At 71.9% G+C, this 16,290-nt stretch carries 15 protein-coding genes; 5 read left to right on the top strand and 10 right to left on the bottom strand.

Annotated elements, in window-relative coordinates:
• Nucleotides 1-44: 44 nt before the first annotated feature.
• The 3 genes from FZ103_RS11565 to FZ103_RS11555 all read right to left on the bottom strand — a co-directional run bounded on the left by FZ103_RS11565 (nt 45) and on the right by FZ103_RS11555 (nt 4,416).
• On the bottom strand, nt 45-1,475 hold the full coding sequence (locus FZ103_RS11565; RefSeq protein WP_156001086.1) for a non-reducing end alpha-L-arabinofuranosidase family hydrolase: 1,431 nt from the start codon (nt 1,473-1,475) through the stop codon (nt 45-47).
• A 580-nt stretch (nt 1,476-2,055) separates the two neighbouring features.
• Nucleotides 2,056-3,459, bottom strand: coding sequence for a non-reducing end alpha-L-arabinofuranosidase family hydrolase (locus FZ103_RS11560; protein ID WP_186356129.1), 1,404 nt, complete (start codon nt 3,457-3,459; stop codon nt 2,056-2,058).
• Between the two features lie 315 nt (nt 3,460-3,774).
• Complete coding sequence (locus FZ103_RS11555) at nt 3,775-4,416, bottom strand: TetR/AcrR family transcriptional regulator (RefSeq protein WP_222936662.1); 642 nt, start codon at nt 4,414-4,416, stop codon at nt 3,775-3,777.
• Between the two features lie 153 nt (nt 4,417-4,569).
• Here FZ103_RS11555 and FZ103_RS11550 point away from each other — a divergent pair, with 153 nt between their 5' ends.
• From FZ103_RS11550 to FZ103_RS25505, 4 genes are all read left to right on the top strand, one after another.
• On the top strand, nt 4,570-6,471 hold the full coding sequence (locus FZ103_RS11550) for a sodium:solute symporter (RefSeq protein WP_156000685.1): 1,902 nt from the start codon (nt 4,570-4,572) through the stop codon (nt 6,469-6,471).
• Nucleotides 6,468-8,150 carry a tannase/feruloyl esterase family alpha/beta hydrolase gene (locus tag FZ103_RS11545; protein ID WP_222936659.1) on the top strand — a complete coding sequence of 561 codons (1,683 nt, stop codon included), beginning with the start codon at nt 6,468-6,470 and terminating at the stop codon, nt 8,148-8,150. Before FZ103_RS11550 ends, FZ103_RS11545 begins: the two co-directional genes overlap by 4 nt.
• Before the next feature lie 83 nt (nt 8,151-8,233).
• On the top strand, nt 8,234-8,833 hold the full coding sequence (locus FZ103_RS11540) for a class I SAM-dependent methyltransferase (protein ID WP_255429884.1): 600 nt from the start codon (nt 8,234-8,236) through the stop codon (nt 8,831-8,833).
• A 67-nt stretch (nt 8,834-8,900) separates the two neighbouring features.
• A complete protein-coding gene (locus FZ103_RS25505) occupies nt 8,901-9,035 on the top strand; it encodes an LPFR motif small protein (RefSeq protein WP_255429883.1) in 135 nt (44 codons plus the stop codon).
• An 88-nt stretch (nt 9,036-9,123) separates the two neighbouring features.
• Here the strand turns inward: FZ103_RS25505 and FZ103_RS11535 are convergent, their stop codons facing one another.
• A complete protein-coding gene (locus FZ103_RS11535) occupies nt 9,124-9,843 on the bottom strand; it encodes a spermidine synthase (protein WP_186356128.1) in 720 nt (239 codons plus the stop codon).
• Nucleotides 9,844-10,112: 269 nt separating this feature from the next.
• Here FZ103_RS11535 and FZ103_RS11530 point away from each other — a divergent pair, with 269 nt between their 5' ends.
• A complete protein-coding gene (locus FZ103_RS11530; protein ID WP_156000684.1) occupies nt 10,113-10,691 on the top strand; it encodes a dihydrofolate reductase family protein in 579 nt (192 codons plus the stop codon).
• A gap of 127 nt (nt 10,692-10,818) precedes the next feature.
• Here the strand turns inward: FZ103_RS11530 and FZ103_RS11525 are convergent, their stop codons facing one another.
• The 6 genes from FZ103_RS11525 to FZ103_RS11500 form a co-directional block, all read right to left on the bottom strand.
• Complete coding sequence (locus tag FZ103_RS11525; protein ID WP_156000683.1) at nt 10,819-11,616, bottom strand: ABC transporter permease; 798 nt, start codon at nt 11,614-11,616, stop codon at nt 10,819-10,821.
• Complete coding sequence (locus FZ103_RS11520; protein WP_156000682.1) at nt 11,613-12,611, bottom strand: ATP-binding cassette domain-containing protein; 999 nt, start codon at nt 12,609-12,611, stop codon at nt 11,613-11,615. Before FZ103_RS11520 ends, FZ103_RS11525 begins: the two co-directional genes overlap by 4 nt.
• 81 nt (nt 12,612-12,692) lie before the next feature.
• Nucleotides 12,693-13,484 (bottom strand): DUF4097 family beta strand repeat-containing protein, encoded by a 792-nt coding sequence (locus FZ103_RS11515; protein WP_156000681.1) that lies wholly within the window; start codon nt 13,482-13,484, stop codon nt 12,693-12,695.
• Between the two features lie 80 nt (nt 13,485-13,564).
• Nucleotides 13,565-14,110 carry a histidine kinase gene (locus FZ103_RS11510; RefSeq protein WP_186356127.1) on the bottom strand — a complete coding sequence of 182 codons (546 nt, stop codon included), beginning with the start codon at nt 14,108-14,110 and terminating at the stop codon, nt 13,565-13,567.
• Between the two features lie 119 nt (nt 14,111-14,229).
• On the bottom strand, nt 14,230-15,105 hold the full coding sequence (locus tag FZ103_RS11505) for a Gfo/Idh/MocA family protein (RefSeq protein ID WP_156000680.1): 876 nt from the start codon (nt 15,103-15,105) through the stop codon (nt 14,230-14,232).
• Nucleotides 15,102-16,280 (bottom strand): ROK family protein, encoded by a 1,179-nt coding sequence (locus FZ103_RS11500; protein ID WP_156000679.1) that lies wholly within the window; start codon nt 16,278-16,280, stop codon nt 15,102-15,104. Before FZ103_RS11500 ends, FZ103_RS11505 begins: the two co-directional genes overlap by 4 nt.
• Nucleotides 16,281-16,290: the final 10 nt, after the last annotated feature.

Here is a 16,290-nt window from a genome sequence, read left to right as displayed (position 1 = left end):
ATCGCCCTCCGCCCGCGTCGCGGCGAGCGGTGCGACACGGCCTGTCAGCGCTGCAGTGTCAGCAGACCGGGCCGATACGGCAGAAGGCCGTAGTCGCCACCTGAGTCGGGGGAGCGCCCCTGGTAGAGGAACTGCATGTTGCAGGCATCGATGGACATGGTCTGGTCGGGGTTGGTGCGGATCAGTTCGCCGTGGCTGATGTCGTCGGTCCAGGTGGCCCCGCTGTTGGCCTGACCGGCGAAGGGGTTGCTTTCGGTGGTGGCCTGCGGTGTCCACGTGCCGTCCAGGCTGTCGGCTGTGAACGAGCGGAAGTAGCGGTCTCCTTGCGCGCCGATCGCTTCGACGATCATGAGGTACTGGTCCTGGCCCTCGACGTTGTAGACCTGCACCGCTTCGAACAGGTCATAGGTGCCCTCGGACATGATCGTCGTCGTGGTCGAGCCGAAGCTGCCCGGGAAGTCGCCGATGGGCATGCTGCTCCGGTAGATCCTGCCGTTGTCTCCGGCGAAGAACAGGTACATGTGGGTGCTGTCGCCGATGAGCGCCTGATCGATGGGGCCTGTGGAGGAGTCGGCGATGCTTCCCTCGAACAGGGGCTGCTCCTGCGACCAGCTGTTCACGTCGGCCGGATTCGTCGACGTCCGGTAGGAGAAGGCGGATCGGCCCCACTGGTAGGCGAGCACCCAGATGTCGCGGGGGGCGAAGTAGAAGAGCGTCGGTGCGACGGCGGAGAAGGGCATGGGGTTCTGGTTGGCCGAGTCCATGCCGGACCAGTCGTTGAAGAGGTCGAAGTTCATCGAGCCCCAGGACGATCCCGTGTCATGATTCGTCGCATAGACGAGGTGCTGTCCGTTGTAGCGGGCGTGCGTGAAGTCCTTGAGCGAAGCCCATCCCTGCCTCGGCTGGGCCAGCGGGCCGGTCGAGGTCCAGTTGTACGTCGATGGAAGAGCGCACGTGTTGCCGTCCGACCCCTCGTCGCCGTCCACGCGGACGAGTCGCCACTGCTGGTGGGCGGCACCCGAGTCGTCGCCCTGAACGATGTCGGCACCGTCGGCGTGCGAGGCGCCCTCGACCTCGACGGCCTTGCCGCTGTGCCGGTTGATCAACCGGATGTGGCCGTCGGGCGAGTCTGCCAACCGGAACTGCTGGTTGGCCTGGTTGTAGTCGGTCCATTGGACGATGCCCGCCCCGTTGGCGGTCGACCAGTTGTAGACGTCCAGCACCTTGCCCGAGTGCCGTGATTCCACCCGGTAGTAGCCGTTGCCGGAGTCGACGAACCGCCACTGCTGCTGGTGCTGGTCGTTCCGGGGCCACTGGGCGATCCGCGCGCCGTTGTCGGTGGCCAGGTTGTACACGTCCAGCGCCTTGCCGCTTTCGCGGTTCACCAGCACGTACCACGCGTTCGTGTCGACGGTCGCCGCCGCGGCGGGCGTCGGTACGACCGCGGCGCCGGCACCGCCGACCACCATGGCCATCACGCCGGCGATGACGACTCGCAGGAACCACCCTCGCAGCCGCAAGGACGGCGCGATCGGAGACTTACTCAACGTAGACATGGTCCTTCCTCCAGGGGCCGGAGCTGCACGGTCCGCCCGAGGGGCGCATCGTGAGCCCTGAACCCGCGATTGTTAGCGCTAACATTTGGCGGCCCGGCGCACCTGACAAAGTTCCGATACGACAGGCCCGCCCGGAGAGTCAGAAAGGTTGTTGCCTTTGCCGTTGAATGTGAGCGACAACACGTCCGAAGTCAAGCGACTTCCGGAAACTTTTCGGAACTTGGGGAGTTCGTCGGTCGAAACACCTGGTGGCACAGTTCTCGGTGCCACCCAAAACATTCAGCTCGACCGCCGCAGATCGCGCGGACCGAGTCGGGTTTGGGCGTCGTCCGGTTGGCCAAGGGCACCCCGAACCGCCCGGGCGGCACCGGATACGCGGAACCGGACAGCATCACGCTGTCGTGATCGCCCGCCGCCGAACGGGGCCCGGGGGCCGGTTCGCGCCCGGCCCCCGGGCCGGCTGATCAGCGGCTCGCTGGAGCACCGGCCGTCCGGGCCGCTACCCGGTTTCGGCGGTGCAGGCGGTTTCGGGGACCGCGGAGGTTCCGGTGGCGGTGAAGCCGAACGACGCCGACGAGCCGGGCTCGATCCGGCCGTTCCACGACGCATTGTCGACGGTGACCGTCGAGCCGTCGGCGGTCAGCGAACCGTTCCAGAGGCTGTCGACCGACCACCCGGCCGCGGGCCAGCTCACCTGCCAGCCGTCGATCGCGGCGTCGCCGGCGTTGCGCACCGTGACCTCGGCCTGGAATCCGCTGCCCCAGTCGTTGGCGACCCGGAAGTCGGCCTCGCACCGGGCCGCCGGGTCCCCGGGGTCCGGGTCGGGGTCCGGGTCGGGGTCGGGGTCGTCGGAGTCGCAGGGCGAGTTCGTCTGGGTGAGCAGGCCCAGCCGCCACGGAAGCTGCGAGTACTCGCCGCCGGCCGAGGGGTCCATGCCCTGGTACAGGTAGCGCATGTCGCAGGGGTCGATCCGCATGGTCTGGTCCACGCCCGCGCGGAGCATCTCGCCGTGGCTGATGTCCTCGGTCCACCGGCCCGACGGGAAGGTGACGTTGGCCGCGCCGGCGAAGGGTTCGCTCTCGGTCGCGGCGAGCGGGGTCCAGGACCCGTCGATGGAGTCGGAGGTCCAGGAGCGGAAATAGCGCCGGCCCTCGGCCCCGATGGCCTCCACGATCAGCAGGTAGGTGTCCGAGCCCTTGACGCGGTAGACGTTGGAGGCCTCGAACAGGTCGTTGCGATCGTCCTCCAGCGCGATCTGCGTGTTGGAGAAGCCGTTGGGGAACTCCGCGACGCTGGTTTCGGCCCGGTAGAGGTGGCCGTTGTCGTCGGAGGAGAACAGGTAGCACATGGCGGCGTCGCAGGTGACCCAGAAGTCCACCCAGTAGCCGTCGCCGATGTTGTCGGCGATGATCGGCGGCATCTCCTCCTGGAAGTTGCGCGGCGCCGACCAGCTGTCGGGGTCGCTGATGTCGGTGGTGGTGGAGTAGGACGGCACCCCGGTCTGGAACACCAGGTACCACCGCTGCTCAGGCTCGAAGTAGAAGACCTGCGGCGCGGCGCGGTAGCCCTCGCCGATGGCGGTGGTGTCCAGGTGGTGCTGCTCGGCGGTGTCCGCCTCGTCCCAGTCGGTGAAGCTCAGGTACGTGAGGTTCCAGCCGCCGCTGGTGTCGGCGACGGTGGCGAAGACGTGCCACTTGCCGTCGTGCCGGACCACCGTGGGGTCCTTGATGGAGACGATGTCGTGCTGGGCGTCGGGCTGAGGGCTGACCAGCACGCCGCTGGAGGACCACTCGAAGCTGGAGGGCAGACCGCCCGGCGCGGCCTGCGCCGCGGTCGCCAGTCCCAGCGTGAACAGGAGGACCGACGCCGCGAGGGCGAGGCCTCTTTTCACTACTGCAGTCATGATGTTCCTTGCCGGTTGGGGGATGTCCGCCGACTGCGGCGTCGGCGGCCGTAGGGAACACGGCGATCGGCCACCACCGCCGGTCCGCCGACCTGCGCGGCCCTGCGCCGATGTCTGCCGATGCGGAAACGGATCGGAGGGAACCGGCCGTCCGGCTGGATGTGAGCGCTAACATTCGACTACGGCCCGCCCCCTTCCGGAAACGTTCGGTTGAGTAGACCACGGCGCTATCGGAGGGTCAAGGGGAGCGAACGCACCGAGTCACCCCCGAGGCACGGAGCGTCGGTCGCGGGAACCGGCAGAACGGCACCCGGCCTACTCGGCCGCCATGCCCGCGATGAGCAGGTCGACGATCCGGTCGGCCAGGTCCTCGATCTCCGCGGCGGGCTGGCCCTCGATCTTGCGGTACCAGATGTCAACGGCGTTCAGACTGCTCAGCAGGGTCCGGGCGGCCAGGGATCCGTCGACCGCCCGGAGCGAGCCGTCCGCCATGCCCTCGGCCAGGACACCGCGGAACATGCGCTCGTAGTCGCGCCGGAGCTCGTTGAGCGCGGTCAGCGCGTCGCGCTGGCGGATCTTCAGCTCCGCGGAGTCCTGAGCGCGCACTCCCTGGTGGACCACGTGGTGGTAGGCGAGGTCCGTCATGAGGTTGAGGAGATGAGCGCGCGACATCGCCTCCAGCCGCTCGCGCCCGCTGCCGCCGGCGGCCGCGTGCGGCTCGACGCGTTCCCGGACTCGGCGCATCCCCTCCTCGTACACGGCCAGAAACACGTCGAACTTCGACCGGAAGTGGTAGTAGATCAGCCCTTTGGTGGCCCCTACCTGGTCGGCGATGTCATCGAGCGTGGTGCCGGCGAAGCCGCGCCGCATGAACGCCTCGGCCGCCGCATCCAGAATGCGGTGCCTGGCCTCCGGCGACTTCCCGACGGCCCCGGTGTCGTGAGCGCTGATGCTCAACGATTCTCCTCCTCGCGCGCTGCGGTGAGCCCGCATCAGTCTCACCGCCGGCAGTTCCCCGACTGCCCACCCTGTTGACTGTTGTGTCCTGACTCACATAATACTGCGTAGTATGACAGCACGGGGGAGTTCGGGCCACAGAAGGAGAGCCGCATGGACTCAGCGATCGTGTTCATCCTGATCTACTTCGCGCTCATGCTCGGTATCGGTTACTGGGCGAGGTCGAAGGTGAAGTCGTCGAGGGACTTCCTGGTCGCCGGCCAGACACTGGGCTTTCTGGTGATGGCGGTCGGTACGTTCGCCTCCATCCAGAGCGGTTTCGGCATGATCGGCCACACCGCCAACACCTACGCGTGGGGCGTGCAGGCGATCGTCGCCGCGGCGCTCTTCGTGCCCCTGGCCTTCGCGCTGTCCTGGTTCCTGCTCGGCAGCCGGCTGTTCCGGCTGGCCCGGGAGCACGAGGTCTACTCGATCCCCGATGTGATCCGGCTCCGATACCCGGGCCGCTCGGCGCATCTGGCCATGTCGGTGGCCATGTTCATCGGAGCGGTCGCCTACATGACCGCCCAGGTCACCGCGATCGGCGTCATCGTCGCCCTGATCTTCGGCACCTCCACGACCACCGGCGCCCTGATCGGCTCGGCCGTGGTCGCCCTCTACACGATCGTCGGCGGGATGCTCGCCGGCGCCTGGACCGACTTCATCCAGGGCCTGCTCATGGTGGCCATGTCCGTCGGCATCTTCTTCCTCGCCACCAGCACCCTCGGCGGCTGGGGGCCGATGCTCGACAGCATCGCCGCCCAGGACGCCTCGTTCCTGCGCATCGACGGCACCCAGCCGCTGACCTGGATCTGGACCTTCGTGCTGCTGGCCATCCTCGGCGCCGCGGCGCAGCCGCAGCTGATCACCAAGTTCCTGATGCTGCGTTCGGCCTCCGAGCTGAAGTGGGGCGCCCTGGTCGCGGGAGTGGCCTACGCCGTGACGACCCTCTTCGCCCTCGGCGTCGGGATGGCCACGCGCGGACTGACCATGGACGGGCGCGCGCCCGAACTGGAGAACATCGACAACACCGCCACCTGGTTCCTGGACAACATGGTCTCCCCCGCGTTCGCCGGCTTCGTCCTCGCCGGACTGCTCGCGGCGATCATGTCCAGCGCGAACTCCTTCATCGCCGTGGGGGCGTCGGCGCTGATGCGCGACGTCACCGGGGCATTGGGGATCCGGGTCAGGCGGGAGCTGCTGTGGGCGCGCGTCGCCAGCGCACTCGTCGTCGCGTGCTCCCTGGTCTTCGCGCTCTACCTGTCCCAAGTGGTCTTCATCCTCGGCGCGATCGGCTGGGCGGCGTTCGCGGCCGCCATCTTCGGGCCGCTGGTCCTGGGCCTGTACTGGCGCCGCGCCACGGCGCCGGCCACCACCGTCGCGGTGGTCTTCGGCATCGTCGCCAACCTCGCGCTGACCGTCCTGACCGCGGAGGGCGCGGTCACCCTGCCGGCGTACCTGCAGTCCGGCGGAGCGGTCATCTGCCTGGGGATCCTGCTCTTCGCCGCCGTGTCCGTCGCCGCACCCTCCCGGACGTCGGCGGCGCGGTTCGCGGAGCTGACCGGTGACGGCGCGCTGGGCGGCGGCCGCGTCGACGCCCTGGTCGCCGCCGCCTTCGCCACCCTGGCGGCCGCGACCGCCGGGATGCTCTTCGACTGGTGGTTCCTGGTGTACTACGCCGTGCCCGTGCTGACGACGGTGCTGATGCTGATGGGCGCGCTCAACCGGCGCGATCTGTGGTCGCGGGCCGCGGTGGGCCAGGTGGCGGCCTTCGGCGCCGTACTCGCGGTGCTGTTCGCGATCGCCCACGCGACGCTGGGCGGCCAGGGCACCCTCGGCGGCCTGCCCACCTCCACTGCGCTCTTCCTCTACGTGATCTGGCCGGTGACCGCGGTGGTGGCGCCGCTGCTGTACACGGGCCTCTACCAGACCTGGCTCCGCCACGACCTGGACGCGGGCGCGGTCGGCGAACCCGTGCGGCCCGCGCGCCCGGCCGAGGAAGGGGACCGGCGGTGAGGCCCGGGGGGAAGGCGCGCGCATCGGCCGCGGCGCGCACCGGCCTGGTGACGGCGGTGGCCGCCGCCGTGGTGGGCACCGCGGCGATCGCCCCGCCGGCGGCGGCCGACCCGGCCGAGCAGGCCGGCAGGCCGACGCGGTGCGCGGGGCTGGACGGGCGGGAGATCCCCGCCTCCGCCATCACCCTGCCGACGCGGGGCGGCGACGTCACCGCGGCTTCGGTGGTGACAGAGGACGTCAGCGGCCAAAGCGTGCGCTACTGCCGCCTGGACGCCGCGCTGCACCCGATCGACCGCTCCGCTCCCGACATCCGGATGCGCCTGGCCGTACCGGTGGACTGGAACCGCAAGGCGATGATGTTCGGAGGCGGCGGCTACAACGGCACCGTCCCCGACGTCACGGCGAACGTGGCCTTCGGGCCGGCGGACGAGCCGAGCCCGCTGGCGCGCGGGTATGCGACCTACGCGAGCGACTCGGGGCACCAGGCGGACCCGGCCGCCCACCCCGTCCCGTCGCTGGACGGCTCGTTCGCGATGAACGACGAGGCGCTGCGCAACTTCGCGACCGGCGACGCGCTGAAGAAGACCCATGACGCGGCGCTGTACCTGATCCGCCGGACCGGGCGCGCCAAGCCCAAGCACACCTACTTCGCCGGCGGCTCGACCGGGGGGCGCGAGGCGCTGGCCGTGGCCCAGCGGTGGCCCAAGGCCTTCGACGGCGTCATCTCCGCCTACCCGGCGTGGAACAACCTGGCGGAGGTGCTCTACCTCGGCCACGCCACCCGCCTCCTGGCGCAGCCCGGCGCCTTCCCCGGGCCCGAGAAGCAGGGCCTGCTCTACGACAGCGTCATCGCGTCCTGCGACGGCCGCGACGGACTGGAGGACGGGATCGTCTCGAACGTGTCGGCCTGCGACTTCGATCCCCAAGAGCTGCGGTGCCCCGGCGGCGAGGACACCGGCGCCGCGTGCCTGTCCGACCGCCAGATCGACGCGGTGCGCGCCATCTCCTCGGAGTGGTCCTGGCCCTACGGGATCGCCAGCGGCGAGCAAGGCTACCCGGGCTTTCCGTTCCTGTCGGGCGCGGACATGCGGACGCCGCTGCTGGGATTCGGCAGCACCGCCCCCGCGGATCCGATGCCGCTGACCAGCGGCTACGGGATGCAGTACTGGGACCAGTGGGTCAAGCACTTCCTGACCCGCGATCCCGGCCGCGGCGCACTGTCCGTCGACCCCGCGCGGCCGGGCAGGTGGCGGGAGCGGATCAGCCACCTGTCGACCCTCCAGGACGTCAACGACGCCGACCTGCGCCCGTTCCAGCGCGCCGGCGGAAAGCTCCTGCTGATCCACGGGGCCGCGGACGAACTCGTCTCCCACCGTGCGACGAACGACTACTACGAGCGGGTGGTCGAGGCGGTCGGGCCCAAGCGGACCGAGCGGTTCCTGCGCTACTACGTCGTGCCGGGCGCCAACCACGCCAACGTCGGCGATCCCGCCTTCGCCGCGAGCTGGGACTCGGTCACCGCGCTCGAACGGTGGGTGGAGGACCGGCGCCCGCCCGCCGATCCGGTCGCCGCCGACGCGGGCGGCGACAGGTCCCGGCCGCTGTGCGAGTACCCGCTCTGGCCGCGCTACCGCTCGGGGGACCCGAGCAGTGCCGACAGCTTCGTGTGTACACGCTGACACCAGGTCCCCGCGGCCGGGCGCGGCAGGCGCAAGCGGTGGGGCGGCGGGCCCGCTCCGGCGGGCCCGCTTAGCGTAAGGCCATGACGAAATACGCCTGGATGTACCGGTTCGGCATCACGCCGTGGGAGCGCTACGGCCCCGTGGCCGGGGCCCGGCTCGGCGCTCTGCTCGACCGCGAGGTGCGGCAGCGGCCGGACGGGCCGGCGCGGGCCCTGGACATCGGCTGCGGCCGCGGGGGGTTCACCCCCGAGCTGGCCCGGCGCGGGTGGGAGGCGGTGGGCGTCGACGTCGTGCCGCAGGCGATCGAGGCCGCCCGGAACAAGGGCCCGGCGGAGGTCTCCTACGTCGTGGGGGACGCGACCGACCTGGAGTCGGCCGGCCTGGGCGTGTTCGACCTCTTCATCGACATCGGCTGCTTCCAGGGGCTGGATGCGCGGCAGCGGGCGGCGGCCGGGCGGGGGGTGACGGCGCTCGCCGCGCCGGGGGCCGTCCTGCTGATGCTCGCCTTCGGGCCCTCGCGGTATCAGCGGCTCGTGGAGGGGGTGTCGCGGGCGGAGGTCGAAGCCGCGTTTCCGCAGTGGGAGCTGTCCTCGGTGGAGGATGCGGACACCGCCCATCTGGGATGGCCGATGAACCGGACCGCACCGAAGTGGTACCGGTTCAGTCGTACCGCCGCGTGATGCGGGATCGGCGCCGCATTCGCGCACGGCGGCGATAGGCGAAGCGCGCCGCGGGTAGCGGGCCCGCATGTCTCGTATCGCTGATGTACTGCGCACCATCGCAAACGCCATCGCGTCCGTCATAGGCGCCATCGCCCATGCCGTCGTCACGGTGGTCACCCTGCCGTTCCGGGCGCTGGCCAAGCTCTTCCGCAAGCGCTGACACCGGCGCCCGTCTCCGGCGGCCCCCTCCGCGACCGCCGCGACCGGGCGCGCCCCGTCCCGCCGCCGCGCGGGCGGATCGGCGCGCCCTACGGGGTCTGCCCGATGTAGACGGTGTTGGCGGCGTCGCGCTCCTGGAGGGGGTTGGGGAAGGTTACGACGTCGGCGCGCACCTCGGCGAAGACCGCGCCGAGCTCGGCGGAGAAGCGCGCCTCCGGCGGATCGTTGGACCACAGCGCGAAGACGCCGCCCGGGTGCAGGAACCGCGCCAGGCGCCGCAGTCCCTCGGCGCGGTAGAAGCCGGCGTGGCCCTCGGCCAGCAGGTGGGCCGGCGAATGGTCGATGTCGACCAGGACGGCGTGGAAGCGGCGTTCGGGCTCCCGGGGGTCCAGGCCCGCCTCCGAGTCGGCCAGCGCGAAGAAGTCCCCTTCGACGAACCGGCACCGCCCGTCGGCCGAGAGCTCCTCGCCCGCGGGGATGAGTCCGCGTTCGTGCCACTCGACGACCTCGGGCAGCGCCTCCACGACCACTAGGGACTCGACACCGGCGTGCTGGAGCACGGCCTGCGCGGTGAACCCGAGCCCGAGGCCGCCCACCGCCACCTCGACACCCTCCTGCCGGGGCACCTCGGCCAGCGCCAGCCGGGCCATCGCCTCCTCGGCCGCCGTGAACGCGCTGGACATCAGGAACTCCTCGCCCAGCTTGATCTCGTGCACGTCGCAGCCCAGCACAGGGTCCCACCTGCGGCGCAGCACAAGGTCGCCCATCGGCGTCGGTCGCCAGTCCAGTTCCTCGAAACGACGGCTCACGACCCGCTCCTTTCACGATCGGCCCGGCGCGTGCACCGGCGCGGCGCGGGGCACCCGAGAGTCGGCGCCCCGCGGCACGGGCGGGGCCGAACCGTCCTCGCCTCCACTGCCGCGGGCCCTCTCGGCTGTCGAAACGCTACCCGCACACAGCCGGCTGCGGGCGATGAGTTTCGCCTCCGCGGCCGGTCGTAATCGTCGGACGCCCCAACCGGTGCGGAATCGACCGGAGGGCGCCCTGACCGCAGCCCCGCCCGACGGAAGGAAACGCGATGTCGGACCTCATGGTCGATTTCATCATCTCCCTCGACGGTTACGGCGCCGCCGAGGGCTGGCCGGGCCTGTGGGGCATGGAGGTGCCCGAGTATCTCGCCTGGACCGAGAAGGGGGCCGAGACCGAGCACGTCGCCCTCATGGGAGCCACGACATACCGGCTGATGTCCGCCTTCGCCGCAGATATGCCCGACGACCCCTCCTTCGCCATGCTGACCGCGCTGCCCAAGGCGGTGTTCTCCTCGACCCTGGAGAGGCCGCTGTCGTGGGCCAATTCCGAGCTGGTCGAGCAGGACGCGGTCGAGGCGGTGCGGGAGATGAAGCGGCGCGAATCCCGCCCGCTGCGTACCATCGGCAGTCTCAGCCTGTGCCGGTCGCTGCTACGAGCCGGGGTGGTGGACCGCTTCCGCGTGGTCGTCTTCCCGGTCATCACCGGCGCGACCGGTAGGGACCGCATCTTCGACGGGTATCCCGACGTCGCCCTCGACCTGGTCGACAGCCGCACCTTCGACGGCCGCCTCCAGCTCCTCGAATACGTGCCCCGAGTGCTCGACGGGCCTCCCGGCGCCGGCGCCTGATCCGCCGGTCCCGCTCCCGGCTCTGCCGCGCGGGTCTGCGCAGCCGGTCCGGTCCGGAGCGGGTGGGGCAAGCGCGACGCCGCCTCCTTCCGCATCGCGGGAGGAGGCGGCGGTGCGCGCCCGTGCGTTAGCGGGCGGGGTCGCGGTTGTAGAGCCGCTTGGCCCAGACGTAGGAGACCAGTGCGATGCCGGCACACCACGCGAGCGCCACGACCGCGCTCTCACCGACCTGGGTGCCCATCAGCAGCCCGCGCAGGGTGTCGCTGATCGGGGTGAAGGGCTGGTACTCCGCGATCCACCGCAGCCCGGTCGGCAGCGTGTCGGTGGGCACGAACCCGCTGCTGAGGAACGGCAGGAACATCAGCGGCATGGGGGTGTTACTGGCCGTCTCCACGCTGTCGGCGACCAGCCCCAGCGCCACGGTCGTCCAGGTCAGCGCGAAGGTGACCACCAGCAGCAGGCCCAGCGCGGCGGCCCACTCCACCGGGCCCGCATCGGGGCGGAAGCCCAGCAGCACGGCCACCCCGGTCACGATCGCCAGCGCCAGCAGGGTCTGGACCAGGGCGCCGACCACGTGGCCGGTCAGCACCGAGACGCGGGCGATGTCCATGGTGCGGAACCGGGCGATGATCCCCTCGGTCATGTCCGTGGCGACCGAGATCGCCGTGCCCTGGGCGACCATGGCCACGGTGAGCAGCAGGATCCCGGGGACGATGTAGTCGAGGTAGGCGGCGCGGCCCCCGGTGCCGCCGGGGCCCTCCAGACCGTCGCCCATGGCGCCGCCGAAGACGTAGACGAACATCAGCAGCAGCACGATCGGCATGCCGGCCAGCATCAGCGTCAGGGACGGGTAGCGGCGCATGTGCCGCAGTCGGCGGCCCAGCATGGTGGCCGAATCGCTCGCGGTGCGGGTCAGGGCGGTCATCGGGAGCCTGCTTTCGTGTCGTCGCCCTCGCGGGCGTCTCGTGCGTCGTCGCCGGTGGTGGTGGAGTGGCCGGTCAGGGCCAGGAAGACGTCGTCGAGGTCGGGGGTGTGCACGGACAGCTCCTGGACCTCGATGGAGGCGCCGTCAATGCGGTCGAGGAGCGCCCTCAGCGAGTCCACACCGCCGTCGCCGGGCACCTGCAGCGCCAGCGCGTCGTCGTCGCGCGTCCCGCCGAGGGCGCGCTCGGCCGAGTGCAGGGCTCGGGCCTCGGCGAACCGCAGGCGGATGTGGCCGCCGGGGATCCTGCGCTTGAGCTCGTCCGCCGTCCCCTCGGCCACGATGGAGCCGCGGTCCAGCACCGCGATCCGGTCGGCGAGCCGGTCGGCCTCCTCCAGGTACTGGGTGGTGAGGAAGACGGTGACCCCGCCGGCCACGAGTTCGCGGATGATCTCCCACATGCCGCGGCGGCTGCGGGGGTCGAGTCCGGTGGTCGGCTCGTCGAGGAAGATCAGCCGGGGGGCGCCCACCAGCGTCATCGCGAGGTCGAGCCGGCGGCGCATGCCCCCGGAGTAGGTGGAGGCCGGCTTCCCGGCCGAGTCGGCCAGGTCGAAGCGCTCCAGCAGCTCGGCGGCGCGCTGCCGGCCGCGGCGGCGGCCCAGGCGGTTGAGGCCGGCCATCAGCATCAGGTTCTCCTCGCCGGTGAGGAGGCCGTCGACCGCCGAGTACTGGCCGGTTACGCCGATCGCGGCGCGCACGGCGTCGGGGTCCTGCTCCAGGTCGCGGCCGAGGATGCGCGCCTGTCCGCCGTCGGCGCGGATCAGGGTGGACAGGATCTTGACGGCGGTGGTCTTGCCTGCGCCGTTGGGGCCGAGCAGCGCGAAGATCGTGCCGGCGGGGATGTCCAGGTCGATGCCGTCCAGCACGACGTGGTCGCCGTAGGACTCGCGCAGCCCGGTGGCCGCGACGGCCGGTTGCGGGGTGTGCGGGGTGGTCATGTCTGCCTCGTTCTCTCCTGCGCCGCGGGCGGCGCTTCTTCAGGGGCGGTAGCGGGTGCGGCGGGCGAGCGGCCGCGGCGATCAGGTGCGGCGGACGATGATGTCGCCCCAGGTGCTGCGGGCGCGGACCTCGGCGGTCTCCTCCGCGTCGCCCGGGCCCTCGGCCTCTGCCAGGGAGCTGCGGACGGTGCCCTTCTTGGAGCCCACGTCCAGCCAGGCGGCGGTGCCTTCGCGGATGCCGATCTCCAGCTCGCCGTAGGACGTCTCCAGGTCCACGCGGCCGCGGACGACCTCGCCGATCCGGACGGTGCCGTGTGCGGTCCGGGCCTCGACGGAGTCGAGGGTGCGCTCGACGGCGATGGCGCCGTGCGCGGTGTTCATGCGCAGGGGGCCGGTGACCGTGCCGAGGGTGATGGCGCCGCTGGAGGTCTTGACCGCGGCGCCGCCGTCGATCTCCTGGGCGCGGACCCAGCCGTACCCCGAGGTGAGCCGGGCGTCTCCCGTCAGCCGGTCCAGGGTGATGCTGCCGTTGGTGGTGGTGATGTCGGAGGCGCCCAGGCGTCCCTCGCAGCGGATGTTGGCGTCTCTGGTCTCGGCCTGAATCCGCGATCCGGCCGGCAGGTCCACGGTCACGTCGATCACGCCGTTGCGCACGAGCAGCCGGCTCGCGGTGCTGGGCTCCTCGACCAGCAGCCGGCCGTCGGTGCAGGAGACGCGGACCTGTTCGGCGGCGCGCACGTCGACGTCCTTGGCCGCGTCGCGCGGGCGGACGTCGACGGCGGTGTCGGAGCGGTCGCCGGCGTTGATCTGCAGGGTTCCGACGAACATGTGGATCTCGGCGGTGATCGGTTCGGGCGTCTCGAAAGTAGGCATGGCTGTCTCCCGGTCATGGCGGTTGGCGACGTCTCCGCTGGTGGGAGACGTGGTGGTGGAGGTAGTTGCAGAGCTTGGAGTTAGCGGACCCAGCCGGTGTAGCCGCGTCCGACCCGCCGGCTCGCGCCCCGGCCGGTCCGCCGGGTGCCGGTGTCGAGCGCTGCGGACACGGCCCGGACCAGCCAGGCGTTGACCGAGAGCCCTTCGCGGCGGGCGGCCTCCTCGACCTGGGGCTTGAGGTGCTCGGGCAGGCGCAGGGTGATCCGCGCCGTGCCGCCTTCCTCGGCTTCGGGCGGAGGGGGTCCCGTGAACGGCCGGCCCTCCGGCTCGGTGCCGTGCGCACGGTCGTCCTCGTCGGTGGCGTCGTCGGACGACTCGCCGACCGGGGGTGACGTCACGATGAAGTCAGTCTGACCACCCCGCAGCCGGACCTCGACGGACCCTGGAGCGAAGTCGCGGGTGATCTCGTCCGCGGCGTCGGACAGTGCGTCCATCAGGGCCAGCCGGGCAGCCGGCTCCAGCGCTGCGGTGAGGCGCGCGGCGGTCTCCCGCGTCTCCTCGCTTCCGGCTTCGGCGGCCGCCATGAGCTGGCGGCGAAGGTTGTCGACGTACGGCAGTAGATCCATGACTTCACTATGACGCCTCTATGACGTCACGTCAAGCCGTATTCGATGCAATTTGACGCCAGTGACATCATCACGACGTCAGAGCAGGCGGCGAGGACCGAGGCGGGCGGCCGCGGCCGCTACTCCCCCGCCGCCGCGGCGAGCAGACGCTGCAGGTGCAGGCCGCGGGCCGCGTCGAGGGCCGGGGAGCGTCCGGAGCGGACCGCGGCGGCGAACTCGCGGCGCAGGACGGGATGGCCCTCCGCCGGGTCGAGGCCGAGGCTGTCGTAGGACAGCTCGGTGTCGGGGCCGTAGAGCTCCACGCGGGTGCGCGGCCGGGCGACGCGTACCGAGCCCGACAGCGACGCCTGGCTGACGGCGCCGTCGCGGTGCAGCAGGGTCAGCTCGCACCACCGCCTCGGGTCGCCCGCGGAGCGCACCTCCGCGATGGGGCCCACCGCCGCCTCAAGCAGGTCGAGCAGGTGCGGGCCGAGGTCGAGCAGGGCGCCGTGCTCCAGCCGCCACCCCGTCGCGAGGTCCCCGCCGAGGAACGCGCCGTGGAGGTAGCAGGAGCGGGCACCGGAGACCGCCGTCTCCGCGGCCCGGGCGAGGAACGCGCGCGTGGCGGGGTGGTAGCGCTTGGTCAGCACCATCTGGGAGACCACGCCGGCCTCGGCGACCGCGTCGGCGATCCGGCGCGCCCCCTCCAGCGTGGGCGCCAGGGGCTTCTCCAGCAGGACGGCGCGGCCCGCACGCACGACCCCCGGCGCCAGTTCCGCCTGGACGGCCGGCGGCACCGCGAACGCGACGGCTTCGCAGCGCTCCACGAGCTCGGCCGCGGACTCCGCCGCGACCGCGCCGTACCGGTCGGCGAGAGCGCGGGCGGCCTCGTGCCTGCGCGCCCACACGGCCGCCAGCCGGGTCTCCGGACCGGCGGCCAGCACCGGCGCGTGCATCGCCGCGGCCCAGGGCCCGGCGCCGATCAGACCGATGTCCACGGGTGCGCCGGCCGTCATGCGGCGCCCTCCTCCAGTCGGGCGTCGACCTGGGCGGGCGCGTACAGGTGCTCGACGACGAGGTGGCCGATCCCGCACAGCCCGGCCCGGTCGCCCAGCTCGCCGGTGACCACCCGCAGGTTGCGCGTGATCCGGGGCAGCGCGCGCTGGTAGAGCAGCTCGCGCACCCCCGCGACGAAGGGGGTGCCCGCCAGGTCGCCGGTGACCATCAGCACCTCCGGGTTGAGCAGGGAGACGACGGTGGCCAGCACCTCACCGACGCGCTGCCCGGCCTCGCGGGCGAGGCGGACCGCTTCGGGCTGGTCGGCCTGCAGCCGCTCGCGCACCCCCGACCCGGAGGAGGTGGGCAGGCCCATGCCGGTCAGGGCCCGGGCGATGGCCCTGCCGCTGGCCACGGCCGCCAGGCAGCCGTAGGAACCGCACTGGCACAGCGCGTCGTCGGCGCCGCTGATGCGCACGTGCCCGATGTCGCCGGCGCCGCCGTCGATCCCGCGGTAGACCCGCCCGTCGACGATGACGCCGGCGCCGATGCCGGTGGAGACCTTGACCAGGACGAAGGCCGGCGACTCGGGGTAGCCGGCCGCGTGCTCGCCGAGCGCCATCATGTTGGCGTCGTTGTCGACGAGCACGGGCAGGCCGGGCGCCCCCAGTTCCCCGCGCAGGTGGGCAGCGATGTCGTAGCCGTCCCAGCCGGCCATGATGGGCGGGCGCACGACCCGGCCCGTCTCGAACTCCACGGGCCCGGGCACCGACAGCCCCGCCCCGCAGACATCCCCCATCGGCCGCCCGGCGCGCTCGACGAGCATGCCGAACCATTTCGCGAGGGTGTCCAGGACCGCGACGGGGCCGTCGGAGACCGCCAGCGCGCCGGTGTGCTCGGCCAGGGGGCGCCCCGCCAGGTCCAGGACGGCCGCGCGGGCGTGCGTGGTCTCCAGGTCGGCGGCCAGGACGACGGCGTGGCCCTCGTCGAACTCCAGGCGCGTGGGCGGGCGTCCCCCCGTGGAGGTGGTGACGCCGCGTTCGCGCACCCACCCGGCCTCCAGCAGCAGGTCGAGGCGCTGCAGCACCGTGGTGCGGGCCAGCCCGGTGACGCTTTGCAGCTCGCGCCGCGTCCGCGCCTGCCCCGAGCGGATCAGTGCCAGCATGTGCCCCGCGCTCATCGGTACAGCGGCCATCGAACTCCTT

This window comes from Streptomonospora sp. PA3, assembly GCF_009728995.1.
GTDB lineage: Bacteria > Actinomycetota > Actinomycetes > Streptosporangiales > Streptosporangiaceae > Streptomonospora.
The sequence above is the reverse complement of the archived record's forward strand: the minus strand, read 5'-3'. Positions and strand labels throughout refer to the sequence as shown.